The sequence below is a fragment of the Bacillus sp. EB106-02-03-XG38 genome, from assembly GCF_058792175.1.
The window spans coordinates 71,708-97,124 of record NZ_JBYTED010000008.1 but is presented as its reverse complement, the minus strand read 5'-3'; the positions used below and the strand labels follow the sequence as shown (position 1 = coordinate 97,124).

21 protein-coding genes are annotated in these 25,417 nt (G+C 35.5%); 18 read left to right on the top strand and 3 right to left on the bottom strand.

Annotated features, from left to right (window positions below):
• The first annotated feature begins 103 nt into the window (after positions 1-103).
• The 15 genes from AC3WTI_RS25670 to AC3WTI_RS25600 all read left to right on the top strand — a co-directional run bounded on the left by AC3WTI_RS25670 (position 104) and on the right by AC3WTI_RS25600 (position 18,513).
• Positions 104-1,936 (top strand): GAF domain-containing sensor histidine kinase, encoded by a 1,833-nt coding sequence (locus AC3WTI_RS25670; protein ID WP_097840603.1) that lies wholly within the window; start codon positions 104-106, stop codon positions 1,934-1,936.
• 1 nt (position 1,937) lies between these two features.
• Positions 1,938-2,579, top strand: coding sequence for a response regulator (locus AC3WTI_RS25665; protein WP_087955428.1), 642 nt, complete (start codon positions 1,938-1,940; stop codon positions 2,577-2,579).
• Positions 2,580-2,982: 403 nt separating this feature from the next.
• On the top strand, positions 2,983-7,224 hold the full coding sequence (locus AC3WTI_RS25660; RefSeq protein ID WP_492304475.1) for a S8 family serine peptidase: 4,242 nt from the start codon (positions 2,983-2,985) through the stop codon (positions 7,222-7,224).
• Positions 7,225-7,469: 245 nt separating this feature from the next.
• Positions 7,470-8,069, top strand: a complete 600-nt coding sequence (locus AC3WTI_RS25655) for a TasA family protein (RefSeq protein WP_087955426.1) — start codon at positions 7,470-7,472, stop codon at positions 8,067-8,069.
• A gap of 164 nt (positions 8,070-8,233) precedes the next feature.
• Entirely contained in the window at positions 8,234-9,205 is a 972-nt protein-coding gene (locus AC3WTI_RS25650; protein WP_097841292.1) for a phosphotransferase enzyme family protein, read from the top strand.
• Positions 9,206-9,363: 158 nt separating this feature from the next.
• Positions 9,364-10,824, top strand: a complete 1,461-nt coding sequence (locus tag AC3WTI_RS25645) for an alanine/glycine:cation symporter family protein (RefSeq protein ID WP_087955424.1) — start codon at positions 9,364-9,366, stop codon at positions 10,822-10,824.
• The gene (locus AC3WTI_RS25640; protein ID WP_142286455.1) at positions 10,787-11,689 is read left to right on the top strand and encodes an amino acid ABC transporter ATP-binding protein; all 903 of its coding nucleotides are present in this window, start codon (positions 10,787-10,789) and stop codon (positions 11,687-11,689) included. Before AC3WTI_RS25645 ends, AC3WTI_RS25640 begins: the two co-directional genes overlap by 38 nt.
• 12 nt (positions 11,690-11,701) lie before the next feature.
• Positions 11,702-12,529: a glutamine ABC transporter substrate-binding protein GlnH gene (glnH, locus tag AC3WTI_RS25635; protein WP_492304474.1), complete on the top strand. Its 828-nt coding sequence runs from the start codon at positions 11,702-11,704 to the stop codon at positions 12,527-12,529.
• A 100-nt stretch (positions 12,530-12,629) separates the two neighbouring features.
• On the top strand, positions 12,630-13,286 hold the full coding sequence (locus AC3WTI_RS25630; protein WP_087955422.1) for an amino acid ABC transporter permease: 657 nt from the start codon (positions 12,630-12,632) through the stop codon (positions 13,284-13,286).
• Positions 13,287-13,931, top strand: a complete 645-nt coding sequence (locus AC3WTI_RS25625) for an amino acid ABC transporter permease (protein ID WP_087955421.1) — start codon at positions 13,287-13,289, stop codon at positions 13,929-13,931. It begins immediately after the preceding gene.
• 204 nt (positions 13,932-14,135) lie between these two features.
• Positions 14,136-15,563: an amino acid permease gene (locus tag AC3WTI_RS25620; RefSeq protein ID WP_253621475.1), complete on the top strand. Its 1,428-nt coding sequence runs from the start codon at positions 14,136-14,138 to the stop codon at positions 15,561-15,563.
• Entirely contained in the window at positions 15,538-15,915 is a 378-nt protein-coding gene (locus AC3WTI_RS25615; RefSeq protein ID WP_253621476.1) for an OsmC family protein, read from the top strand. Before AC3WTI_RS25620 ends, AC3WTI_RS25615 begins: the two co-directional genes overlap by 26 nt.
• 59 nt (positions 15,916-15,974) lie before the next feature.
• On the top strand, positions 15,975-16,412 hold the full coding sequence (locus tag AC3WTI_RS25610) for an HIT family protein (protein ID WP_253621477.1): 438 nt from the start codon (positions 15,975-15,977) through the stop codon (positions 16,410-16,412).
• A 159-nt stretch (positions 16,413-16,571) separates the two neighbouring features.
• Positions 16,572-17,129 carry an RNA polymerase sigma factor gene (locus AC3WTI_RS25605; protein WP_000869298.1) on the top strand — a complete coding sequence of 186 codons (558 nt, stop codon included), beginning with the start codon at positions 16,572-16,574 and terminating at the stop codon, positions 17,127-17,129.
• Entirely contained in the window at positions 17,095-18,513 is a 1,419-nt protein-coding gene (locus AC3WTI_RS25600) for a DUF4367 domain-containing protein (RefSeq protein WP_087955417.1), read from the top strand. The genes AC3WTI_RS25605 and AC3WTI_RS25600 overlap by 35 nt, the downstream gene beginning before the upstream one ends.
• Before the next feature lie 42 nt (positions 18,514-18,555).
• On the opposite strand, the gene AC3WTI_RS25595 is transcribed toward AC3WTI_RS25600, so the two are convergent.
• Positions 18,556-19,497 carry a helix-turn-helix transcriptional regulator gene (locus AC3WTI_RS25595; RefSeq protein ID WP_087955416.1) on the bottom strand — a complete coding sequence of 314 codons (942 nt, stop codon included), beginning with the start codon at positions 19,495-19,497 and terminating at the stop codon, positions 18,556-18,558.
• Positions 19,498-19,604: 107 nt separating this feature from the next.
• On the opposite strand from AC3WTI_RS25595, the gene AC3WTI_RS25590 reads away from it, so the two are divergent.
• On the top strand, positions 19,605-20,129 hold the full coding sequence (locus tag AC3WTI_RS25590) for a dihydrofolate reductase family protein (RefSeq protein ID WP_097841291.1): 525 nt from the start codon (positions 19,605-19,607) through the stop codon (positions 20,127-20,129).
• A gap of 168 nt (positions 20,130-20,297) precedes the next feature.
• On the opposite strand, the gene AC3WTI_RS25585 is transcribed toward AC3WTI_RS25590, so the two are convergent.
• Both AC3WTI_RS25585 and AC3WTI_RS25580 read right to left on the bottom strand, forming a co-directional pair.
• Positions 20,298-21,683 carry a sensor histidine kinase gene (locus tag AC3WTI_RS25585; protein WP_087955414.1) on the bottom strand — a complete coding sequence of 462 codons (1,386 nt, stop codon included), beginning with the start codon at positions 21,681-21,683 and terminating at the stop codon, positions 20,298-20,300.
• Between the two features lie 11 nt (positions 21,684-21,694).
• The gene (locus AC3WTI_RS25580) at positions 21,695-22,372 is read right to left on the bottom strand and encodes a response regulator transcription factor (RefSeq protein WP_087955413.1); all 678 of its coding nucleotides are present in this window, start codon (positions 22,370-22,372) and stop codon (positions 21,695-21,697) included.
• 174 nt (positions 22,373-22,546) lie between these two features.
• Between AC3WTI_RS25580 and AC3WTI_RS25575 the strand changes: the two genes are divergently transcribed.
• Both AC3WTI_RS25575 and AC3WTI_RS25570 read left to right on the top strand, forming a co-directional pair.
• Positions 22,547-23,794: a cell wall-binding repeat-containing protein gene (locus tag AC3WTI_RS25575; protein WP_144488458.1), complete on the top strand. Its 1,248-nt coding sequence runs from the start codon at positions 22,547-22,549 to the stop codon at positions 23,792-23,794.
• Positions 23,795-23,951: 157 nt separating this feature from the next.
• Positions 23,952-25,403, top strand: a complete 1,452-nt coding sequence (locus AC3WTI_RS25570) for a SulP family inorganic anion transporter (RefSeq protein WP_087955411.1) — start codon at positions 23,952-23,954, stop codon at positions 25,401-25,403.
• Positions 25,404-25,417 lie beyond the last annotated feature (14 nt).

The window sequence follows — 25,417 nt, the reverse complement described above, 5'->3', positions numbered from 1 at the left end:
CACAGCCGGTGATTGGCTAGTGGAGGTTATTCCATTTTGCCAGTGCCGGTTTTTTATTGGATAATAGAGAAAATGAAGTTTTATAAAGAAAGAAGGGGTTGTTTTGAAGGATATAAATTCTATCTTTATGAGAGAAAAGATTGCTAGTTCTTATCTTTATTTCATTTCTTTTCTTGGTTTGATTACTATAACTATATCTTTACTTGAAATTAAAATCCCTTCTTATCCAACGATATTAATATTGTTATTAATATTTATGGGGATTGCAGAGTATTTTCCTGTACGATTTTGGAGAGGAACGAGCTCGCTTACCTTTCCGATAATTTACGCTATGAGTTGGCAGTTTGGAATCCATATAACTATTATTGCTATTGTACTCGTAACACTAATTATTCACCTGCATCGTCGTTCGCCGATACAAAGAATGTTATTTAATAGTACTCAGCATGCGCTTAGTTTGATCTTGGCCGAATGGTTTTCAAATAAATGTATGTCCTTATTAATTAACGAGATAGATATGTCAGTTCTATATGAAAATTTAATATCTTTGTTATTATTTTGTGTGTTTTTTTGTTTTTTCAACAACCGCTTTTACGATTTGTTAATGATACTCCTTCCGCAACCATATTCAATCTATCAGTGGTATAAAAAAACTGTAACTGTATTTCTTTGCGAAACTTTTGGTTTTTCTTATGCAGCACTGATGCATGTATTAATTAGTACATATAGTGTGGAAGTAAACGAGGTTACAGTACTGTTTTTCTTTTTTCCACTTGTAGCAGCTTCAATTATTAGTTCTTTTTCTATACGGATAAAGATGGAGAAGGAACGATTATATGAGTTATTTCTTATTACGACCGAAATTAGTCGAGGATTAACCGGAGGAAACTTAAAGCATATTAAACAAGCACTTAAAGGTTTTTTCGGCATACAAGCATATGTAATATGGACAAAAGATGATGGGAACTGGAATATTCTATTAAAAGATGGGAAAGTCCGCCCTCATATTTCTGATCATTCAGAAAAAAACAAGGCGTTTGAGGAACTCTCTAAAAATCTAGTATTTAATGATTGGAAAATTGGTACGGCTCCTGAAGATGAAATATTTGATAGTGTCATACGCTCACTTGTGTATTTTCCTCTTATTGTAAATGGTGAACTAGTTGGGATGTTTGTTGCAGGGAAAAGTAGAACTGCAGGTTTTTTTCCGGAAGATGTACAGTCGTTAGCTACATTTTCTAACCAATTAGCTAACGTAGTTAAAACAAGGATACTGATTTCTGAACAAGAAAAAAGAATGATTTTAGAAGAAAGAAATAGAATAGCACGCGAAATTCACGATGGTATTGCGCAAACATTGGCCGGGGTGATATATCAATTAGAATCCGCACAAAAAAAATATCGTGATAAACCAATAGATATGCAACAAGTAGTTGAGAAAAGTATAAAAGATTTAAGAGGAAGCCTAGGAGAAGTTCGCTATTCTATTTATGCTTTAAAACCATATCCGACAAAACAATTAGGGCTTAAGGAGGCGATAGCAAGTAAAATAAAATTTTTAAAACAAGAATATGAACTAGATATTACATATCATGAAAGAGGTCATGCACGTGCGCTTAGTTTTTCAAAAGAAAGAGTTATTTTTGATACATTACAAGAGAGTTTGCAAAACATTGTAAAACATGCAAAAGCAGAAAAGACTGATGTTTTACTTAGTTATCAAAGTGAGCACGTGCTTTTAAGGGTTAAGGATAATGGAGTTGGTTTTTCATTATTTGAGTCTATGGTTAAAACGAAGAATGAGCCACATTATGGTATATTACATATGAATGAACAAGCTGAACAATTGGGGGCTACTTTACAGATTGATAGTTCTGTAGGGCAAGGGACAGAAATTACACTGTTAATTCCAGATTCACAAACAAGGGGTGCGTAAAATGATTAAAATATTAGTCGTAGATGATCATGCTTTTTTACGGGACGCAATTCGGAGCATACTAGAGGATGAATCTGATATGAAAGTGGTTGGAGAAGCTAGCTCTGGGGATGGAGTATTGGGAAAAGTAGAAGAATGCGGACCAGATTGTATTTTGATGGATATTAATCTTCCGGGGAAAAATGGAATTGAAGCTACAGAGTTAGTGAAAAAAAAATATCCGAATTGCCGAGTACTTGTGTTTACAATGTATGAGCATGATGAGTATTTAATGGATGCACTTCAGGCCGGTGCTGATGGTTATTTATTGAAGGATTCATCATCGGAGCAGGTAGTAACAGCGATTCGAATGTTATATCGAGGCGATTCAGTAATTCATCCGCGTATGACTAAAAAATTAATTACATATCATCAGCAAAAAATGAAAGTAGAATCAAATGAAAATGAACTGACGGAACGTGAAAAGGAAATTCTCTTTGAATTAGTAAAAGGACTTAGTAATAAAGAAATTGCTGAAGCTCTGTATATTAGTGATAAAACAGTTAAAATTCACATCAATAAAATTTTTAAAAAGCTAAATGTAAAAAGTCGATCGCAAGCAGTGATTTATGCAGTCCGAAATCAATTGGTTCCGCTAGATTAAATAAGAAATCTTTCAAAGAACTATCGTGTTGCTTTATTCTGTATCACAAAGAATAAAGGACAAGATAGTTCTTTTGTACTATGTAGGCATAGAATCCTTAGAGAAAAGATACTCCTTTTGTTCAATTTTCAGAATAATCTAAATGTGGAATAATAAAAATAGAATTACATTTTAACCTTATTAATAATTCATTTTGTAAAAATATTGTGTTGAAAATAAATGATGGGGGGCTCTTATAGAAAGAGTAAAGTGAGTGATTAGCTATATGAGGTATGGGGATGGTTGTAGTGTTGGAAATCTTTCATGATACAAAAGATTAAGATTAATAGAGTTTCCAATGCTAAATGGGAATCTAAGAATCAATTTGTTTCAAAAAATAATATTAAAAATGGGGAGATGCAATATGAAACGAGGGAAATTTGGAAAGATTCTTATTGGAACGTTAACAGCTGGAATGTTATTGTCTCAAGGAATTCCATATAACGTATTAGCGGAAGAGGTAAATACATCTACTTTAACTGGAATTGATGATGCAAATGCTATCTTAAAAGGCCTTACAAAGGAACAACGTAATGCCTTAAAAACGTTAGATATAAAACCGGGTTTTGTTATTTCGCCAGGTATCAATACCGCAAGTCCTAATAATGTGAATGTGATTATAGAATTTAAGCAAGCACCTAGCAAAATTGAAGTATTAAAACAAGCGGCTAAAGGGAAAAAGGTAGCTCTTTCAAATGCGGAACAAAAGGTAGAAGCATCACATAAAGGATTTAAAGCAGAGCTTGAACAGCTTCAAAAGAATAAAGAGAAAGGGACAAATTTAAAAGCTGCCAAAATAACAAGAGAATATAAGAATGCTTTTAATGGTGTAGCGATTTCTATACCTGCGAACATGATTGAAGATTTAGTTCGTACCGGTATGGTTAAGCGTGTATGGGAAGATCGTGAGGTCAAAATCGATTTGCCAAAAGAAACAGCTAAGGCGGGTGTCGAGCCAAAAATGGCAGATAGTGTGCCACAAATTGGTGTGGACAAGCTACACGATGAAAAAATAACAGGTAAAGGAATTAAGGTGGGGGTACTGGATACAGGTATTGATTATAACCACCCTGATTTAAAAGATGCATATAAAGGATATCGTGCAAAGCAAGGTGAAGATCCAAGCAAAATTGATCCAAATTCTATAAAGGGATGGGACTTTGTTAATAATGATGCTGATCCGATGGAGACAACGTATAAGGATTGGCAAAATTCTGGAGGCTATCCTGAGTTTTATGATGGAAGTGCATATTATACATCCCATGGTACTCATGTAGCGGGGACAATTTCTGCAGACAAAAAGAATAATGTAGATTATGCGATTAAGGGCGTTGCTCCAGATGTAGATTTATATTCATATCGTGTATTGGGGCCGTATGGAAGTGGGCAAACAAGTGGTATCCTTGCTGCGATTGATAAAGCAGTGAAAGACGATATGGATGTTATCAATTTATCATTAGGTGCGGCTATTAATGATCCTTTATATCCTACTTCTGTGGCAGTGAATAATGCCATGTTATCTGGTGTTGTTACAGTAGTAGCTGCAGGTAATAGTGGTCCAGGTGAAGGTACCCTTGGATCACCTAGTGCGGCGGCACTTCCAATTACAGTTGGAGCAAGTGACGCTGCGATGACTATCCCAACGTTTTCTGCCTCTGTAGGTGATTTACATGTGGATAAGATGATGCTACTTGGAAAAAGCTTTACTGATAAGCTTGAAGATTTAAAAGGTCAATCTTTAGCAGTTGTACATGCAGGAATTGGGAGATCAGTTGATTTTACAGGAAAAGATGTAAAAGGAAAAATAGCTCTTATCCAACGCGGTGAGATTACATTTGATGAAAAAATTAAGAATGCAAAGGAAGCAGGTGCAAAGGCTGTAATTGTATATAACAATGTTGATGGTGAAATCACAAGTTATCTTGGAGAAAGCACTTCATCTATTCCATCGTTCCGCTTAACAAAAGTAGATGGTGAGAAATTACAAGCAAAAGCTGCCCAAGGGGATGTGGCTTTAACATTCGGTGAGCTTAGTAATATAAAAACAGAGGGAGATCATTTAGCTGATTTCAGCTCTCGTGGTCCTGCAACGAAAACAGATGATATTAAGCCGGATATTGTAGCGCCAGGTGTGTCTATTTTCTCAACTGTTCCTGAATATATTAATGATCCAAAGGATGGAGAAAATTATCCGGTAGCGTATGGACGTATGTCAGGTACATCTATGGCAACTCCTCATACTGCGGGGGTAGCAGCACTCATTTTACAAGAGCATCCAAACTATAGTCCATTTGAAGTAAAAGAAGCGCTTATGAATACCGCGGTTGACTTAAAAGAAGAGCGTTCTGTATTTGAAGTAGGATCAGGTCGAATTGATGCGTATCGTGCGGTTCATGCAGATACAGCTATCGAGGTTATTGATAAAACATCAAACGTTGTAAATGATGAAGAAATAGAAATTGAAGAAAAAACAGGTTCTATTGCATTCGGGTATAAAAATCAAATTGAAATTGGGCCTATTAAAGATAGCCGAAAAGTCCTAATTAAGAACAGCAGTAAAACAGATGGGAAAGAGTTTAAATTAGAAGTAGAGTTTTCACCTACGAGTGTAGGTGTGCAAGATGCAGCGAAGAATGGTGTGAAGCTAAACGTACAAGATTCTATTAAAGTAGCTCCTGGTACATCAGGGGAAATTAGCCCTGAAATTATCATCCCAGAAAACGCTGAATTCGGTAGATATGAGGGATATATTCATCTTTCAAATAAAAACAATGAAAAAGAAGTATATCAAGTACCCTTTGCAGTTAAATTCACAGAAAAAGGGATTGCGTCTGTGGATTTACTGAGAGATGCAATGGCAACAGATACATCTAAATTCCATCCATTTATGGAAAGACCTAGTTCGCCTTTGACATTTAAATTAAATAGTCCTCTTGAAACCATTGATGCAGTTGTGAAGGACCGAAAGACAGGGAAGGCATTAGGAGTCGTTGGTACACTTAATGCAAGTAGCCTAACACCAAATGTTGAGTATATGATGTTTTCTGGTATGGGAGGGTATGTACTTCCATTCACAGGAGATCCAGCTCATCCAATTGGGGATAAACCTGTTATGTTGCCTGATGGAGATTACGAATTGAACTTCGTTGGATATGATAAAGAAGGAAAATCTTATACAAAAGGCGATAGCATTATCATTGATAATGTAATACCTGAAATGAAATTTAAGGATGTACAACCTGGTATACACGAAGTCAATGATTCCATGTTTAAAGAAGAAGACGGCCAACGTGCATTATGGGTGCATGGTAATATTTATGATTCTACAGTAGATGCATTAAAGGCAAAAGGCTTGCAGTATGATCAAAAAGCGAATCAAATCGTATATTATCAAAACTCAGCCTTCCCATCAGGTTGGTTGAATACAATTCAAGCAAATGGTGATTTTAAATTTGGAGTACTTCCAGAGGAAATAAATGAGCCGTTAAATTTAAAATTATTTGGATATGACCTCGCAACTGCAGGGAATATGGCAACTGGATATAAAGATTATGTCTTTGTAAAAGAAGGTACAGAATACGCTGTTCCAAGTTATGACAAAGATAAAATCAAATTAGGAGAGAAAATTACGTTAACTTTGAATCTTAATAATGTAAAACAGCTTATGTCAGGTACATTTGAAATTCCTTATTACAAGCAGTTATTTAAATTTACGGACGTGAAACCAAATCCAGCACTTACGGAATATGTAAAACAACATGGACTTAACCTTAAATTAGAAGATACAAAGATAAGTGAGGAAGGAGCTTGGGAAAACAAGGTGAAAGTTGGCGCGTCATTGGAAGGAAAAGAATTTAAAGGATTAGATGGAGATACACCATTTTTAGATGTTACATTCGAGATGACGAGTGATGAATACTTTAATGATTTAACTGCATTTGGAGTAGATAAGTTCTCTTATACAAAAGTTGGTGCAACAGAAGGCAATGAGATTCCTGTGTTTAAAGATAAACCTTTTGCTATTGTTTCAAAACATTCAACGGTTACAGGATATATTGGTCCGGAAGCTTTCTTGAATGAAGAGGGATATTTAGGTAAGAAAGACTATACAAAACTAGGAGCAAAGGTGTACGCAGTTGGCAAGGATGGAAAGAAATATACAGGAACGATTAATGAAAATGGGCAATTTGAGATTCATAGTGTTCCAGTAAGCGATAAAGAATATGATATTTTCGTAGAAATGCCAGGTCATTTAAATAGTAAATTAACAACAAAAATAGGGAAGATGCAAGACGGTGAATTAGTGGGACAAAACTTTAGAGCTGACATGGATGATAACCTTGCAGGTGATGTAAACGGCGATAAAATGGTAGATATTCAAGATGCTAGAATAGCAGCTTTATCGTATGGAAAAGGAAAAGTATCTGTAAAAGATGGAGATATAAATCAAGATGGTGTTGTAGATGAAACAGATATTCGTTTTATTGAGAAAAACTTCTTGAAAAAGGGTCCAGATGCTAAAGGAAATCAGAAACCGAAAGAAAATGTAGGGCCAGTGACATTAGATAAAATCTTACGCTCTATTGGCTTAGAACCCAAAAAATAAGTGGACAAACTTCAATGCAATCAGACAATGAATAGTAAATGAAATGAGATTAGCTAACAAATGACCGGTAATGATTCACGGTAATATTACCGGTCATTTTGAAAGTAATAGTCGTTTGGGTACATGAGGTAATTAGTTTAAACTAAGTTAGCTTTCGATATGGGGCAAGGTTGTTGTTTAATTATTATTTGTGGGATGGAAATAAGGTTTGTAGTTTGAACTTTAAAAATAGGGGGACTTGTGAAATGAGTATGAAGAAAAAACTTGGTATGGGTGTTGTAACTGCAGCACTTGGCGTATCTTTAATTGGCGGGGGAACATATGCGTATTTTAGTGATAAGGAAGTATCACAAAACACTTTTGCAGCGGGTACTTTAGATTTGAGTGTGAATCCTGAAGTTGTTATTAATGTCGACAATATTAAACCAGGTGATGAAATGGAGCGTGGTTTTCAATTAGTAAACAAAGGAACTTTAGCAATAGGAGATGTGAAACTTCTGACAGATTACAGTGTAATCGATGCTAAAGGAGATAATGGAAATGCTGATTTTGGTGATCATATCCGTGTTGATTTCTTGTGGAATTTGGATAAAAATGAGGTTCCAATTTGGTCTACTACATTATCTGAATTAAAGGTAGCTACGCAAAACGGAAGTATTCCTAATCTCGTACAAAAAGGTGTTGTAGACCGAGAAGGAAATGGACTTGCTCCTGGTGAGGATGATACTTTCTATGTAATGTTCACATTTGTAGATAATGATGAAGAGCAAAATATATTTCAAGGAGATTCATTAAAATTAAATTGGACTTTCAATTCAATGCAGACAAAAGGTGAAGAGAAGTAAAAATAAATGTTATATACGAGAATCAATTGATGAAGAATTGATAAATAGAACTTTTAATAGTGTAAAGGTTGATTTAATGAATCAACCTTTTTTGTTTTTAGATTATTCATAGCAGTACTTCTCACATTTGTGTCGAATTAAGAAGAGATATAGGAGGGATACATATGGAAATAGCAGTAGAACGAGTTTTTACAAAAGAGATTTTAAAAAGAGCAGCAAAGGTATTTCATGTAACAGTGGAAGAGAAGCCACTTGGAGATTTTGAAAATTATATTTTTAAGGCGAAGGGCGATCGTGGTGAAGATTACGTATTACGTTTAACCCACTCTTCTCATCGTTCAAAAAAAGAAGTCGAAGCGGAACTAGATTTTTTACGGTATGTTGCGGAGAATGGAGCAAAGGTAGCAGGACCTCTGTATTCAACGTCTGAAAATCTTGTAGAAGAAATTAGAGCAGAGGATGAAACTTTCTTTTTTGCTTCTTTATTTACATATGCAAAAGGTGAGCAAGTAAAAGGAGAAGAATCGCCTTATTGGGGAGAGACTTACTTTGAAGCGTGGGGAAAAGCGATTGGCCAACTTCATCGCCTAACAATGAACTATCCTAAAACAGGCTATCGTGATACGTGGGAAGAAGATGAGAGTGGGATTGTGAATGAATTAGACGATGATCAAGTGAAAAAGATTGCTACTGTATTAATGGATGAGATAAAGGCTCTTCCAGTTGAAAGAGAAACGTTCGGCCTTATGCACGGTGATATTCATCCAGGTAATTTTCATTATGATGGAAAAGAGCTAACAATCTTTGATTTTGATGATGCGGCTTATAATTACTTTATACATGATTTAGCGATGGTTCTCTACTACTCTGTTCTATTTGCACCATGGACAGCGGAGGAGAAGACGACATTCGCTCGTAAACAGTTACAGGTGCTAAGAAAAGGATACGAATATGAACATAAGCTGGCGGATAGTTGGTATGAATCGTTACCGCTATTTTTACGTTTACGTGATATAGGTTTATATGGCACGCTTCAAAAGAAGTTTAAAGGGAAAGATATTCCAGATAACTTCCGGAAATTATGTGAAGAATTATATGAAAGAATTATAAGTAAAGAAGCGATTGTGAATATATAATACATTTTGTTCAAAACAAAGTATATAAAATAAATATATACTTTGTTTTTTTATACAAAAATATGTTTGTTTTATTAAAATAATATTGTCATAGATTCGGTATACATTTATAATTTTTATATATTCTGAAAATTCTTTATAAAGAAGGAGGGGGAATATTGGAAGCTATCGTCAATTGGATAAATAGTATTGTTTGGAGTCCCGCACTTGTTTATTTATGTTTAGGAGTAGGTTTATATTTTTCCGTTCGAACGAGGTTTTTACAAGTAAGGCATGTGGGAGAAATGGTGAAGCTGACATTTAAAGGAGAAAAATCAGAGGCTGGTGTTTCTTCATTCCAAGCGTTAGCACTTTCGTTATCAGGACGCGTTGGGACAGGGAATATAGCCGGAGTAGCAACAGCGGTTGCCTTCGGTGGACCAGGAGCTGTATTTTGGATGTGGGCAGTGGCCTTTTTAGGAGCAGGATCAGCTTATGTAGAATCAACACTCGCGCAAATATATAAGACGAAACATCAAGGACAATTTCGCGGTGGACCTGCTTATTACATTGAAAAAGGATTAGGTGTGAAATGGTATGCATTAGTATTCGTTGCAGCGACAATTATTGCAACGGGGCTTTTATTGCCAGGTGTGCAAGCAAATAGTATTGCTGTAAGTTTAGAAACAGCTTTTGGAATTAACACTACCGTATCAGGGGCTTTATTAGTTGTAGTATTAGCTATTATCATCTTCGGTGGCGTAAAGCGAATCGTTAACGTGGCACAAGTTGTCGTACCGTTTATGGCAGTTGGTTATATTTTAGTAGCTTGCGTTATTGTTGCTATGAATATTGAAAAATTGCCAGAAGCATTCATGTTAATTATAAGAAGTGCATTTGCATTAGAGGCTGCTTTCGGTGGTATTATCGGTTTAGCAATTTCTTGGGGAGTAAAACGTGGTATTTATTCCAATGAAGCAGGGCAAGGAACTGGGCCACATGCAGCAGCTGCTGCGGAAGTATCACATCCAGCTAAGCAAGGTTTAGTGCAAGCATTTTCCGTTTACATTGATACATTATTTGTTTGTTCAGCAACAGCATTTATGATGATTATTACGGGCATGTATAACGTATTTGATGCAAGCGGAAAAAACTTTATCGTAAATAAATTAAATGGTGCTCAGCCAGGACCAGGATATACACAGGCAGCGGTAGAATCTGTTTTCCCTGGATTTGGAAACGGTTTTGTTGCAATTTCGCTATTATTCTTTGCCTTTACAACAATTATGGCGTATTACTACATTGCAGAAACGAATATCGCGTACTTAAATCGTGATAAAGATCGTCCTTGGATGTCTATGGTACTAAAGTTTGTATTTTTAGGAGCTGTATTTTACGGCTGTATAAAAACAGCAGCAACAGCTTGGGCTTTAGGTGATATTGGTGTAGGGATTATGGCATGGGTAAATATCATTGCGATTTTACTACTACAAAAACCCGCATTAGTAGCTTTAAAGGATTATGAAAAGCAGAAAAAAGAAGGAAAAGATCCAGTATTTGATCCAGGGCCATTAGGAATTAAAAACGCTGACTTTTGGGAGCATGAATACGGAAAAGATAAGAAAGAAGAAGTATCTTAATAGAATAGAAATGAAAAAGCAAAGGGAAAATCCCTTTGCTTTTTTTATGGGCAAAATGAGGCAGGCAGTTATTTTTTTGCCTATTTTTGAATATAAAAAGAATGTACATGCTTTGTTAATGGAAGGGGGGAGTATGTTGATAGAGTTTCGTAATGTAAATAAATATTATGGCAGCTTTCAAGTTTTAAAAGATATTAATGTGCAAGTGAAAAAAGGTGAAGTGGTGGTAGTTGTTGGGCCTTCAGGGTCAGGGAAAAGCACGTTACTTCGTTGCATAAATCAGTTAGAGACAATTACAGACGGAGAGTTAATTGTACAAAATACGGAGGTACACAATGCCAAAACAGATATGAATGAATTACGCCGAAATATTGGGATGGTCTTTCAACATTTTTATTTATATCCACATAAAACGGTTCTTCAAAATATTACACTAGCACCGATTAAAGTAAATAAAGTTTCAAAAGAGGAAGCGGAGCAAACGGCGATGTTTTATTTAGAGAAAGTAGGAATACCGGAGAAGGCTAATGTATACCCGCATCAATTATCTGGAGGACAACAGCAAAGGGTAGCAATTGCTAGAGGACTCGCGATGCAGCCTGAAATTATGTTATTTGATGAGCCTACGTCTGCTCTTGATCCAGAGATGATTGGGGAAGTACTTGATGTTATGAAAACGCTAGCTAAAGAAGGGATGACGATGGTCGTTGTCACGCATGAAATGGGGTTTGCGCGAGAAGTAGCAGATCGGATTTTATTTATGGATGATGGCAAGGTCATTGAGGATACAACACCGGCGCAATTTTTTGCAAGTCCTGAACAAGAAAGAGCACGTCTATTTTTAAGTCGAGTGTTAAACCATTAAAGGAGGAGTTTTATGCTTAAAATGAAAAAGTTGTTTACGTTAATCGTATTTTCATGTTTATTCGTACTTGTCGTTGCCGGGTGCGGAAGTAAAAAAGATGAGGCGAAAGAAACGAATACAAAGCAAGGTGGGGCCGTTGAGCAAATTAAAAAGCGCGGGAAGCTAGTAGTTGGAGTGAAGAATGATACGAACTTATTTGGCTTGAAAAATCCTTCAACAGGGCAAGTAGAAGGATTTGATGTTGATATCGCAAAGGCGCTTGTGAAAAAAATCTTTGGAGATGAAAAGAAACTAGAATTAAAAGAAGTAACGTCTAAAACGCGTATTCCACTATTGAAAAACGGTGATATTGATGCAATTATCGCAACAATGACTATTACAGAAGAACGTAAAAAAGAAGTAGATTTTTCAGATGTATATTTTAAAGCAGGACAATCGTTACTTGTGAAAAAAGGAAGCGATATAAAAAGCATTGATGATGTGAAAAAAGGTGTGAAAGTGTTAGCGGTAAAAGGTTCAACGTCTACAAATAATATTCGTCAAAAGTCACCAGAAGCGACTGTATTAGAATTCGAAAATTACAGTGAGGCATTTACGGCGTTAAAAGCAGGGAAAGGCGATGTTTTAACGACAGATAATGCAATTCTTTACGGCATGGCAAAACAAGATTCGAATTATGAAGTTGTAGGGAAAATTTTCACGGATGAGCCGTACGGGATTGCGGTGCAAAAAGGTGCAGATGATTTAACGAAAGAGATTAATAGCTTGCTAAAAGATATGAAGGCGAACGGGGAGTACGACAAATTGTATGAGAAGTGGATTGGACAAAAGCAAGAATAGTAAAGTGATATTTTAATTAATGGAGCTGTATTCCCATTGATAAATAGCAAGAGGGTGAGGTATGCTCATCCTCTTCTTGTAAAGAAAGAGGGGAGAATATGTGCCTGATTTTTCTATATTAACGAATAACATTGATATGTATGTAGAGGGCTTTAAATATACAGTTATGTCTAGTGTAATTGCGTTAATAGGCAGCTTTATTTTGGGAGTAATTTTGGCTGTAATGCGCATTGCACCTATTCGTATTTTAAATTGGATAGGATCAGCTTTTGTAGAGTTTGTAAGAAATATTCCACTCGTATTAATCGCATTTATATTTTATTTCGCTTTACCTGTAATAGGAATTACTTTAAATGGTTTTGTAGCAGGAACAGTTACGCTTACCGTATATACGGCAGCATTTATTGCAGAAGTCATTCGCGCTGGTATTTTATCAGTTGCAAAAGGTCAAATGGAAGCGGCGCGGTCTTCAGGATTAACGTATGTACAGGGAATGTATTATGTTGTTTTACCCCAAGCGATGAAAATTGTAATCCCTCCTTTAGGAAATCAATTTCTCAATTTAGTAAAAAACTCTTCCATACTCGGAATTATCGCTGGTATGGATTTAATGTATCAAGGAGACTTAATTTCAACGAAGACATTTGTTACGTTCGACGTCTATATATTTGTCGGGATGTTTTATTTAATATTAACAATTCCGCTCAGTATGCTAGTGCGTTATTTAGAAAAACGCTTAGCAAAGGAGGCGGTGTAAATGGATTTTAAGGGAGCAATTACAGGAGATCATATTCTGTTTTTATTAAAAGGATTACTTATAACGTTAGAGGTAGCGCTCATAGCAATTGTACTTAGCTTTATTATTGGTAGTGTAATAGGAATATTGCGCTATATGAAAATCCCTGTCGTCTCACAAGTATTAGGAATTATCGTTGAAGTGATTCGAAACTTACCACTACTATTAATTATATTTTTCACGTATTTTGCACTTCCAGAAGCAGGTTTGAAATTAGAAATTATAACAGCTGTAATTGTTGCTTTAACAATATTTGAAGCAGCAATGATATCTGAAATTGTTCGAAGTGGTCTATTATCGATTGAAAAAGGACAGATTGAGGCCGCAAGATCTTCAGGATTAACGTATGTTCAAGCGCTTTGGCATATCATTTTACCACAAGCGTTAAGAAGAATGGTTCCGCCGCTTGTTAGTCAGTTTATTTCATTGCTGAAAGATACAGCATTAGCAGTTGTTATATCACTGCCAGAGCTTATGCATAATGCTCAAATTATTAGCGGACAGAATGTAAATTATATGATTCCAACGTTTATAGTAGTAGCTTGTATGTACTTTATCGTAAATTATAGTTTATCAATTTTATCGAGAAGATTAGAACTTCGTTAACCTTTACAATATATGTAAAGGTTTTTCCTTGTTTAACCTTATTTTCCTCTAATTAGAATCTGAATCTCACGATAATTCGATTTTTTATATTATTTTATCAGAAAAGTTTTAATTTTATATAGAAATTGTAACCGCTTTCGTGTATATTTTTATTATCAGAAAATTTTAACAAGATATAGGGGTATCGGTAGGGGGAGGATTTAGATGCAGCAACAAACGAATGAGAAATTACATCGTACGATGAAGAGTAGACATTTATTTATGATCGCACTAGGTGGTGTAATCGGAACTGGTTTTTTCTTAGGTTCAGGTTACACCATTAATCAGGCTGGACCAGGGGGAGCCATCCTTTCCTATTTAGTAGGCGGATTTATTATGTATTTAACAATGCTTTGTCTTGGAGAGTTAACGGTAGCAATGCCAGTTTCAGGTTCTTTCCAAAAGTATGCGACGAAGTTTATTGGACCAGGAACGGGCTTTATGATTGGCTGGCTATATTGGCTTGGCTGGGCAGTAACAGTAGGATTAGAATTAACGTCAATCGGTTTAATGATGAAAAGATGGTTTCCACATGTTGATGTTTGGGTATGGTGTCTCGTATTCGGCGTTATTTTATATGCTTCAAACGCAATTTCAGCGAAAAGTTATGCTGAATTAGAATTTTGGTTCTCTAGTATTAAAGTAGTTACAATTCTTGCATTTGTTGTTCTTGGTGGTAGTGCATTACTAGGATTTATATCATATGACGGAAAAGAAGCAGCACCTCTTTTCTCTAACTTTGTAAGCGATGGTGGATTATTCCCGAATGGACTAGCTGCCGTATTACTTACGATGATTACAGTTAACTTCTCGTTCCAAGGAACAGAGTTAATCGGGATTGCAGCGGGAGAAAGTGAAAATCCAGAAAAAACAATTCCACGTGCAATTCGTAATACAGTATGGCGCATTATGTTATTCTTCATTTTAACAATGACGATTTTAGTAGGATTAATTTCTTGGAAAGAAGCAGGGGTAATTGAAAGTCCATTTGTAGTCGTATTTGATAAAATTGGTATTCCATACGCAGCTGATATTATGAACTTCGTTATTATTACTGCGTTACTATCTGTAGCGAATTCAGGATTATATGCGGCAACTCGCATACTTTGGTCACTTGCAAATGAAGGAATGGCACCAACATCGTTCCAGAAAGTAAATAAGCGTGGTATTCCAATTACTGCACTAGTTGTAACGATTGCAGTAGCTGGCCTTTCTTTATTCACAAGTTTCCTTGCAGAAGATACAGTATACATGTACTTATTATCTATAGCTGGTTTATCAGCTGTTTCAAGTTGGATCATTATCGCTCTATCGCAACTTCGCTTTAGAAGTCAGCATATAAAAGGCGGAGGAAAGTTAGAGGACTTAAAGTATAGAACACCGTTATATCCAATTGTTCCTATTTTAGCTTTAATTACAAATAGTATCGTTGTTATTAGTTTAGCGTTTATTCCAGAACAAAGAATGGCGTTATATTGTGGTATTCCATTTATCATTTTCTGCTACATATATTATTATATAAATAAGAAACGGCAGAAACCGATGAAAGTGGAGATGGAAAAAGCAAATGAAACTAACAATCAAACACGATGATATTGAGGCAGATTTATCGTATGGTCCATTAGCGATTGGAAAAGAAAACGGGTACTCACCGTTACAATTACTCGTTTCTTCTATCGCAGGATGTAGTGCAATTGTCTTTCGAACAATTTTAGAAAAGAAACGTATTACATATGATACGTTTACAATTGAAATGGAAATTGGTAGAAGTGAAGCTTTATCAAAACCAGTTGAAAGTGTTCATTTGCACTATAAAATTAAAGTAAAAAACATTACAGAGGAGCAGTTGGACAAGGCGCTGCAGCTTGCAGTTAAAAATTGTACGATTGTTCAATCTGTAAAAGATAGTATAAAAGTTACGGAAACAATTGAACTAATAAAGTGAAACATAAAAACGTGAGAATACAGATCTCACGTTTTTATGTTTTTAATAAAGGGGGAAATATGATGGAATGTTTAGGGTGTAAATTAGCAAGCGAAGAGGAAAACATATATAAAGTATATGAAGATGAGTATGTAACATGCTTTTTAGATCATGAACCTTTCTATTCAGGTCATACTTTAATTGTGCCAAAGCAGCATGTTGTAGAAGTAGACGAATTAGATGATGTTGTAGCAAAAGCAATTATGGATGCTTCTAAACTGATTGCAAAAGCAATTAAGCTATTATATAGACCGGATGGAATTACGATTTGCCAAAATGGTGGAATCTTTAACGAGTTAACGCATTATCATATGCATGTCGTGCCAAGATATAAAGAGCGCTCGTTTGCTGAGTTTTATACGATACAACCAGGAGAAAAGCAGAATCATAACTTGGAAGAGACAAAGCATTTGTTAAAAGAAGTGATCGAGCAAATGCTGTTTACTGAAAAGGCGTAGCGGTCAGGGAAATTCTAATATTAAAAAGCCTAATTTCTCAGTTAAAATAGAGAAATTGGGCTTTTGTTTATTCTTTTATTAAATTTTATATATAAATAGATTTTATAGTGTCACAAATTATATCGTCCATTCGTTATATAGAGTGAGAGGAGGAATTATATGAAAGTTACAAACACCGATTATGAAAAGATGGAAGAGCTATACGAGTTGTACGAACAAAAAATTTATTACGTAGCTTATTCTATTTTAAATAATATTCAGCAAGCTGAAGATGCAGTTCAAGAGACGTTTATTACTCTTTATAAGAACTTGGAAAAGCTCCATAGTTTGAATACTCAAGAGCTTAAACGCTACATTTTGAGGATTGCGAAAAACAAGGCGATTGATAGTTACCGGAAAAATAAACGACATGAAACATTTTTAGAAGAATATGAAAGAGAATCGATAGAAGCAGTAGATGAAAATATTGAAGAGTGGGAAAAACGTAAAATGTCTGAGGTTCAAATTGATGCATTACTAAAAGAGTTAAATGAATCTAACAGACAGGTGTTTAAGTACAAAGTCTTTTATAACTTAACGTATCAAGAAATTTCAAGTGTTATGGGGATAACGGAAGTCAATGTCCGTAAGCAGTTTGAACGGGCTCGAAAACGAGTCCAAAATATGATAGGAGGTATACAACATGACGAATTCAAAGAACTCCAAAGAAATATATGAACTTGCTGAAAAAATTGCTTTAGATGATTTTGATAAACTTGAAGAACAACATGAATTTTCACATACATATACGCGCAAAAAGAAATTGTTTATGGAGGAAATGAAGCTGAAAGATGGACAACCGCAGAAAAAGCGTAAAAGACATCGTATGTTAATCGCTGCTGCTTGCTTATTGATCGGCATGCCGACAACCGTTTTTGGAGCAGTGAAAGTCTATAATATGATCGTTCAAAAACAAAATTATGAAGTAAATGTTTCCTTAACAAATAAGGATTCGAAAAAGAGTGATCAGTGGTATAAGTTGAAGGTTGGTAAATTGCCAGAAAATATGGAAGCAATTGATGATTCAGCTATGAAGTATTCATTTAAAGATAACGACGCAAATGGAGGCTTTTCATTTAGTCTTTGGAGAGTAGGGGAAAATGCGGAATTTCAAACTTTATATTCAAAAAGCTACGAAGAAAAAGAGATAGGTGGTAAGAAAGCAGTAATTGTTCATAAAGAAGCTGGAAATAACAATATAATGTTTGATAGGAAGGTCTTTCTCCTTTTTGAGAAAGAAGGGATTATGTTAGAAAGCTATATCGGATCTGATGTAAATGAAGAACAAATGATAGATGTGCTAGGGAGCATTTCACTTGAGCCCACGTCAAAAGAAAAGTCATCATATATAAGCGATTATGATAAAAAGTATTTTAGCCAAGAAAGTAAAACAACTAAGGTAATTCCTTTGAAGAAGGATAGCAAACGACTATTTCATATAGGGCAAAAGGTTCCAGTAACGATATCTATGGATAACAGTCAAATTGAATATGTGATAGAAAAAGTTGAAGTCTTTGATTCAATCAAAGATTTTAAACAAGAGAACTTTTATGAAATGGGCTTAGGGATACTAAGCAAGAATCAAGCTTTGGATCAAGCTGGACAATTGAAACCATATAGAAGGGATAAATATAAGCTAGGAAATGGTAAAGATTCAATTCATCAATTAGTAGAGTCAAAATCAGTTCATCCTAAATTTGTTTACTTAACAACAACAGTTAAAAATATAGGTAAGCAAGCGACAGAAGAAATCTATATGCATCCATCTATAAAGCTGCTTAAATCTGAAGGTAATGCATGGAAATACGCTGAAGAAGATGGAATTGCCGAGAAAAATATTATGACGGGCGAGGTTGATTATTTAGAACCTCACGGAGAGGGAAAAAGCTTTTACAATATTGGTAGTATCCGACCAGGACAAACGGTAAATGTTAAGTTAGGTTATTTTGTAGATGAGGATAAACTAGATTCCATCTTCCTTGATGCTTTCCATTACAGAGGGAATGGAAGTACTGAAAATATGAATGCGTCATATCGCTGGTGGATTGATATTCGTCAATAGTTAAATAACTAGACTAAAAAGCTGCTTATATGTAGTAGCTTTTTAGTCTTCATACATATGTAAAATTTCCTTTGCACGTATACGTAAACCATCTATCAATTCTTTCGGCTCTAAAACTCGTGCATCTTTTCCAAGTCTATAAAATAAAGGGGTAATAAAGTTAATTTCACCTTTATCAATTGTTGAATGTATATATCCTGTCCCGTCTTCATTGGCTACCACGAATTCTTCAAGGTAAGGAACGCTTTTACATTGGCGCACGCCTTCTGTCGTTAATAAAACATGTAACTGGGTAGGAATGCTTATGAAGTTAGAGTTAGAGCCGAACCATTCTTCTAAATTCATGAACGTATCTATATTTTCTTCTGTTGATAATATAGAAAGAATACGATCGACGCGATACAGTAATACTTTTTTTCTGCTAAAGTCATAGGATGGTAAGTACCATAGCCCGTCATGAGCGTATACACCGATAGGGTGAACATGTTTTGTTTTTATCCCCGATTTAGACTCGTATTGAAAATGTAAATTTTTATTTTCAATAGCCGCGGTTAACACTTCGTTTAAAAGAGGTGTATCAATTATTCTCTTCGGATTCCAAAAGGCGATATAAGAACGTATTTTATCAACTTTTACTTTCGCATCATGTTGTAGGGAGTTATACAGTTTATGCGTAACGGAATTGATTTCTGTGTTAAAAGGCAAATCTCGATAGTAACTTAAAGATTGAAAAGCAAAAAAGATGGAGACCGCTTCTTCTTCCGTAAATAAAATAGGGGGAATGACTTTATTCGTTAATACTTTATAGCCTCCATTGCGACCTTGTTCTGCATAAATAGGTAATCCCATATCACTTAAATCTAAAATATATCTATGAACAGTACGAACGGAAATGTTAAATTCATCAGCTATTTCTTGAGCTGTAAATGTTCTTTTCGCAGAAGCGAATATAAGAATGTCTAGTAAACGTTTTGCTTTGGACAACTATCTCACTCGTTTCTTTTTTAATATGACATGAATTGTCATGTTTTAAGGTTAGTATAGTGTGTATAAGGTGATTTTATCAATATACGTTGTAAGGAGGAAAAGAGATGGCACGTGAAATTGTTTTATTTATAGCCGCTAGTTTGGATGGATATATTGCGAAAGAAAATGATGATTTAGAGTGGTTAATGGAAACAGAAGGAGAGGGAGATAACGGTTATACAGAAATGTATGAAACGATTGATACAATAATTATGGGAAAAAGAACGTACGCTTATGTAGTAGAGCATATAGAACCATTCCCCTATTTAGATAAAAAATGTTATGTTTTTTCTAACTCAGAAAAAGGTTCAAACGAACATGTTGAGTTTGTAAATGAAGATGTAGTGGAGTTTACGAAAAGGCTAAAAGCACAAGAAGGGTCTAAAATATGGATGGTCGGTGGAGGAAGTTTACTGAAAGAGTTCTTTAAGAATAATCTAATTGATGAATATGTTGTTACGATTACACCACATATATTAGGTTCTGGAGTTCCGTTATTTCAAGACAAGAATCCAGAAATTAATTTAACTCTAACGGATACGAAACGTTTTGGGCAATTTGTAAATTTATATTATAAAGTAAAACTTTAATCAGTGGGGGTTTTCTTCATCCCCACTGATTATTAGCCCTCACCAATCGGACTTTTATGGGCAGTTGATCCCCCACCTAACTTCTTTGCTTTCTCTGCATTTTGAGGTGGGGGTCTTACTGCCCATTAAAGCGGGATAAAGTAAAATGATAAAGAAACACGACTACCATCAGTAGTCGTGTTTCTTTATAGAAGGTAATGAAATGATAAAGCAAGAACCGTGATCAACTTCGCTCGTTACAGTAATATTCCCGCCGTGTAGTTCTACAATTTCTTTTACGATAGATAGTCCTAAACCAGTTCCGCCTGTAGCTCGTGATCTTGCTTTATCAACTCGATAAAAACGATCAAAAATGTGAGGGAGGTCTTCAGACGGAATACCTTCGCCTTCATCTTCAATTATAATGGAAATACGTTTATGTTCTTCTATAACAGAAATGTTTATATGAGAATGTTCTTTTGAATGTCTATAAGCGTTATTTAAAATGTTTATTATCACTTGTTCAAATCGCTGTTCATCTAACTTTACTAGTAGTGTAGGAGGACAAGAGAAAGAAACTTTAATGTACCTTTCTTTATACATAGCGTTAACTTTTTCGGCTATGCGAGTAAGGAATGTGTGTAAATGTACTTCCTTTACTTGAATAGAAAAGTTATGTTGTTCCATTTGTGCAAGTGAAAATAAATCTTGAACTAAGTTTGTAATGTAATCAGACTCATCTTTTATAATAGATAAATATCGCAAACGTTGCTCAGGAGATGTGGTTTCTTTTAAAGCAATGTCAGCGTAACCTCTTACGTATGTTAATGGTGTTCGTAATTCGTGAGCAACACTTGCTAGAAATTCACTTCGCTCTGTTTTCATATAATGTAAATCATTAGCGAGCGTTTGAATAGAGGATGCTAGTTCACCAATTTCGTCATTTCGACTAGTTGTTAACGAAACGGACAAATCGCCTTTACTCATTTTTTCAGTGGCATGTTTCATGTGTAACAATGGTTTTGTTAACAACCGTGATAAGAGAAAGATGGTGATGGCTGTTAATAGAAAAGTAATGACTCCGGCAATAATAAATTGTCTTGTTAGCCCGTTAACCATTTCCTCGATTGATTCCGTTCCGAGAAACATATATACATAGCCTTCCGTTTTCCCTGCCACTATAATGGGGCTAACTGTACATATATAATTAGATGTTTTCCAATGATTTTCTATAATTGCTCCGTTATGATCTGTCCGTGTCTGCATCTTTTCAATATGCTTTTTTATAGTAGTATTAATTTCATTAGATTTAGCTAGTACATCCTTATTTGCATTTGTAATAACAACAGTGGTTTCGGCTTCGGATTCCATTAGTGCAACATGGGAGATTGTTTGCTTATCAAAATACTTTTCAAGGACATCTCGGTGACTATTCCCGCGCTTTAATAAAGCTGTCATTTCTTCATTTACTCTATTGTTGACAAGGCTATAATAAAGCAAGACAAATAGAACACTTTCGATTAAAAGTGTAACAATTAAAAAATAAAATCCGAGCTGAATAGAAATTCGTTTCATCGTTTTGCTCCTTAATCTAAAGTATCAATCCATCGATACCCGACTCCGTAAACTGTTTTTAAATGGTGATCAATAGGGAAATTTACTTTTCGTAATTTATCACGCAAATTACGAATATGTGAATCGACTGTTCGATCTTCTGTATTTGTATTTAATCCCCAAATTCGTTCAATGAGTTGATCGCGGCTTAATACGTAGTTTACATGACGTAAAAATAATCCGAGTAAAGAGAATTCGATTGGAGTGAGAAGAAGTTCTTCATTATCGACAGAGACGAAATGCTTTGCCTCATCCCATAAAATTCCGTGATATTGGATTTGCGCGTGTTGATTCGTTCGCCTTAAAACAGCTTCAATTCTTGCGAAAAGCTCATCTTCATGGAAAGGTTTCGTTACGTAATCATCCGCTCCGAGTTTTAACCCTTGAATGACATCTACCGTTTGATCACGAGCCGTTACCATAATGATAGGGACGTTACTAAAGGATCGAATTCTTTTGCACGTTTCCCACCCATCCATCTTTGGCATCATGATATCGAGTAAAACAAATTTGAAGTTTCGATTTTCTATATGTGAAATAGCTTCTTCCCCGGACACTGCACATACGCAGTTATATCCGATTGGAGTAAGATAAAGTGTTAATAATTCAAGCATTCTCGGCTCATCATCTACGAGTAGTATATCGACCATAGAGTACCTCCGTATTTGTAGTTATTACTTAAATTGTAAGTCAAAATCATGAAGAAATGGTGCAGATTATCATGCATCTGCATAATTTCTTCAGAATTGCTTGTTATTGTAAAGTTGAAATTCCATTTTAGGTAATCATATTGGCTCAAAAACGATTCATACGGAGGCGGTATAGTGAAAAAGATGACCCGAGTCTTTGGGATAACAATAATTACAGCAGTTGGTCTTGCTGCATGTGGACAAACGAACACGGATCATAAAAATCATCAATCTAAAGAAGAGAAAAAAATAGAGCAAAAGGAAATGAAAATAAATCAGGAGGTAACTGCACCGAAAGAAATGAACGAAAGTGCATCGAATGATTTATTAACGACAAGTTTAAAAAATGTAACGAGATTAAACACAAATGATCCTTTGCAAATGGCAGTATTAACTTCACAAACGATATGGCCAGCAACGCATAAAGAGAATCAGCCAGGCGCTATTATTTTAGTACCAGTAAACGAGTGGCAATTAGGTACTGCGAGTGCCGATCTTATTCATCATCCGAATAACGGGCCAATTTTATTTATAGAAAAAGAAAAGGTACCCGAAATGACGTTACAAGAAATAAAACGATTAAATCCGCTCGGAACGAAAGATGGAACACAAATTATGGTGATGGGGGATGTAGGTGCATCTATCCTTGAGCAATTAAAAGAATATAAAGTAAAGCAAATAAAAGAAACAGATCCAGCTACATTTGCAAAAGATGTGGATAAAGAATATGCGGATATAACAGGAAGCTATCCAAATAGTGTTATTATCGGTTCGTCTGAAGAAGAAGGACGTTTATACACAACACCAGCTGTAAATTGGATCTCCCATATGCCAGAACCGCTTTTATATACAGAAAAAGAGAAGGTGCCAGGAGCGACGATAGAGGCATTAAAGATGAGAAAAGATAAAGCGAATATATATGTGTTAGGACCAGAAAAAATCATTTCAAAAGCAGTAGAAAAAGAGTTAAGTAAATACGGGAAAGTAACGCGTATTAGTGGTGAGACTCCAACAGAAAATTCGGTTGCATTTGCGAAGTTTAAAGATGAGAAAACGAAATTCGGCTGGGGGTTCACAAAACCAGGCCACGGTTTATCATTTGTTTCAAGCAAAACACCAGACTTAGCAGTTGCAGGAGCCCCTTTTTCGCATATGGGTAAACACGCACCTGTCGTATTGTTAGAAGAAGGGAAAGCTTCACAACCAGTGTATGACTTCCTTGCTAGTATTCAGCCGAAGTTTAAAGATGACCCAACGCTTGGGCCGTATAACCACGGCTTCTTATTAGGAGGTACGAGTGATATTTCATTTGAAACGCAAGGTGTACTGGATGAGAGGTTAGAGATTGTTCAGGAAAGTGGTCAAGGTCACGGTGGACATTAATAGAGTGAGAGAAGACGCTATGAAGGTAGCGTCTTTTTCTTTAGGAAACTTTTACATAGCAAAAATCTCTCTACTCGTTATATAATAGCCTTCGTGCAGTCGGCTTAGATTTTCTTATGGAGAAAATCAAATGATAAAAGAGTAGAGGAGTGGTATTTTGTTTCAAACGATAAAAAATGATTGGTTCTCCAACGTGAGAGGGGACGTGCTATCGGGAATTGTCGTTGCTTTAGCGTTAATTCCTGAAGCGATTGCTTTTTCTGTTATTGCAGGTGTGGATCCGACCGTTGGGTTATATGCAGCCTTTTGTATTGCGGTTACTATTTCATTTGTTGGCGGACGAACTGGGATGATTTCAGCTGCAACAGGTGCAATGGCATTGTTAATGGTGACGCTCGTTAAAGATCATGGTTTGCAATACTTATTTGCTACAACAATATTAACGGGGATTGTCCAAATTATTTTTGGCGTGTTCAAACTGAGCTCATTTATGAAGTTTGTTCCGAAATCTGTTATGAGTGGTTTTTTAAATTCACTTGGAATTTTAGTTTTTACAGCGCAATTGCCACATTTTAAAAATGCAACTTGGCAAATGTATGCACTTGTCGCATTAGGACTTGTAATTATATATGTATTTCCACGTATTACGACGGCTGTACCGTCTACACTTATTTCAATTATTATTGTGACAAGTATTGCACTTATGAGCGGATTACATTTAAAAACAGTCGGGGATATGGGAAGCCTGCCAAAAGAATTACCGTTCTTTAGCATGCCTGACGTGCCTTTTACACTTGAGACATTAGGAATTATTTTACCGTACGCAGTTATGCTTGCAATTATCGGTTTACTAGAGTCCTTATTAACAGCTTCAGTTTTAGATGATATGACGCATACGGAAAGTAATAAACATAAAGAAGCACGTGGGCAAGGTATTGCAAATATTGTTGCTGGTTTCTTCGGAGGAATGGCAGGATGTGCAATGATTGGACAATCTGTTATTAATATTAAATCAGGTGGACGAGGCCGTTTATCAACATTTGTAGCGGGCGGATTTTTAATCGTATTACTGTTCGTTTTAGGTGACTATGTCGTTCATATTCCAATGGCAGCTTTAGTTGCAGTTATGATTATGGTTTCAATCGGAACATTTGATTGGAACTCTGTAACAACGATTCATAAAGTACCGAAAGGAAACGCATTTGTTATGATCGTAACAGTTGTGATTGTCTTAATTACACATAATTTAGCATTAGGTGTAATTATCGGAACAGTAATTAGTGCGGTTTTATTTGCATTCAATATGGCAAAGATTCACGTGAAACATTTATATATTGAAAATAAGAAAATATACGAAATTCATGGTCAACTTTTCTTTGCATCTACAGCGGACTTTATAAATAATTTTACATTTGAGGAAGGTGTAAAAGAAGTTGAGTTGAATTTTACTCACGCACACGTATGGGATGATTCAGCGGTAGCAGCAATTGATAAAGCTATCATGAAGTATGAACAAAGTGGCGTGAAAGTAAGTATAACGGGATTAAATGAACGAAGCTCGAAGATTATTTCAAATTTAGCTACTTATAATAAAAGAATTGCTAGTTAGAAGCCTCCTTTTTA

Bases quoted from the DNA above. Each gene is read 5' to 3' on its own strand.
- AC3WTI_RS25665 (WP_087955428.1), top strand. From the start codon at position 1,938: ATGATTAAAATATTAGTCGTAGATGATCATGCTTTTTTACGGGACGCA.
- AC3WTI_RS25660 (WP_492304475.1), top strand. From the start codon at position 2,983: ATGAAACGAGGGAAATTTGGAAAGATTCTTATTGGAACGTTAACAGCT.
- AC3WTI_RS25655 (WP_087955426.1), top strand. From the start codon at position 7,470: ATGAGTATGAAGAAAAAACTTGGTATGGGTGTTGTAACTGCAGCACTT.
- AC3WTI_RS25650 (WP_097841292.1), top strand. From the start codon at position 8,234: ATGGAAATAGCAGTAGAACGAGTTTTTACAAAAGAGATTTTAAAAAGA.
- AC3WTI_RS25640 (WP_142286455.1), top strand. From the start codon at position 10,787: ATGAATACGGAAAAGATAAGAAAGAAGAAGTATCTTAATAGAATAGAA.
- glnH (WP_492304474.1), top strand. From the start codon at position 11,702: ATGCTTAAAATGAAAAAGTTGTTTACGTTAATCGTATTTTCATGTTTA.
- AC3WTI_RS25625 (WP_087955421.1), top strand. From the start codon at position 13,287: ATGGATTTTAAGGGAGCAATTACAGGAGATCATATTCTGTTTTTATTA.
- AC3WTI_RS25620 (WP_253621475.1), top strand. From the start codon at position 14,136: ATGCAGCAACAAACGAATGAGAAATTACATCGTACGATGAAGAGTAGA.
- AC3WTI_RS25615 (WP_253621476.1), top strand. From the start codon at position 15,538: ATGAAACTAACAATCAAACACGATGATATTGAGGCAGATTTATCGTAT.
- AC3WTI_RS25610 (WP_253621477.1), top strand. From the start codon at position 15,975: ATGATGGAATGTTTAGGGTGTAAATTAGCAAGCGAAGAGGAAAACATA.
- AC3WTI_RS25605 (WP_000869298.1), top strand. From the start codon at position 16,572: ATGAAAGTTACAAACACCGATTATGAAAAGATGGAAGAGCTATACGAG.
- AC3WTI_RS25600 (WP_087955417.1), top strand. From the start codon at position 17,095: ATGACGAATTCAAAGAACTCCAAAGAAATATATGAACTTGCTGAAAAA.
- AC3WTI_RS25590 (WP_097841291.1), top strand. From the start codon at position 19,605: ATGGCACGTGAAATTGTTTTATTTATAGCCGCTAGTTTGGATGGATAT.
- AC3WTI_RS25585 (WP_087955414.1), bottom strand. From the start codon at position 21,683: ATGAAACGAATTTCTATTCAGCTCGGATTTTATTTTTTAATTGTTACA.
- AC3WTI_RS25580 (WP_087955413.1), bottom strand. From the start codon at position 22,372: ATGGTCGATATACTACTCGTAGATGATGAGCCGAGAATGCTTGAATTA.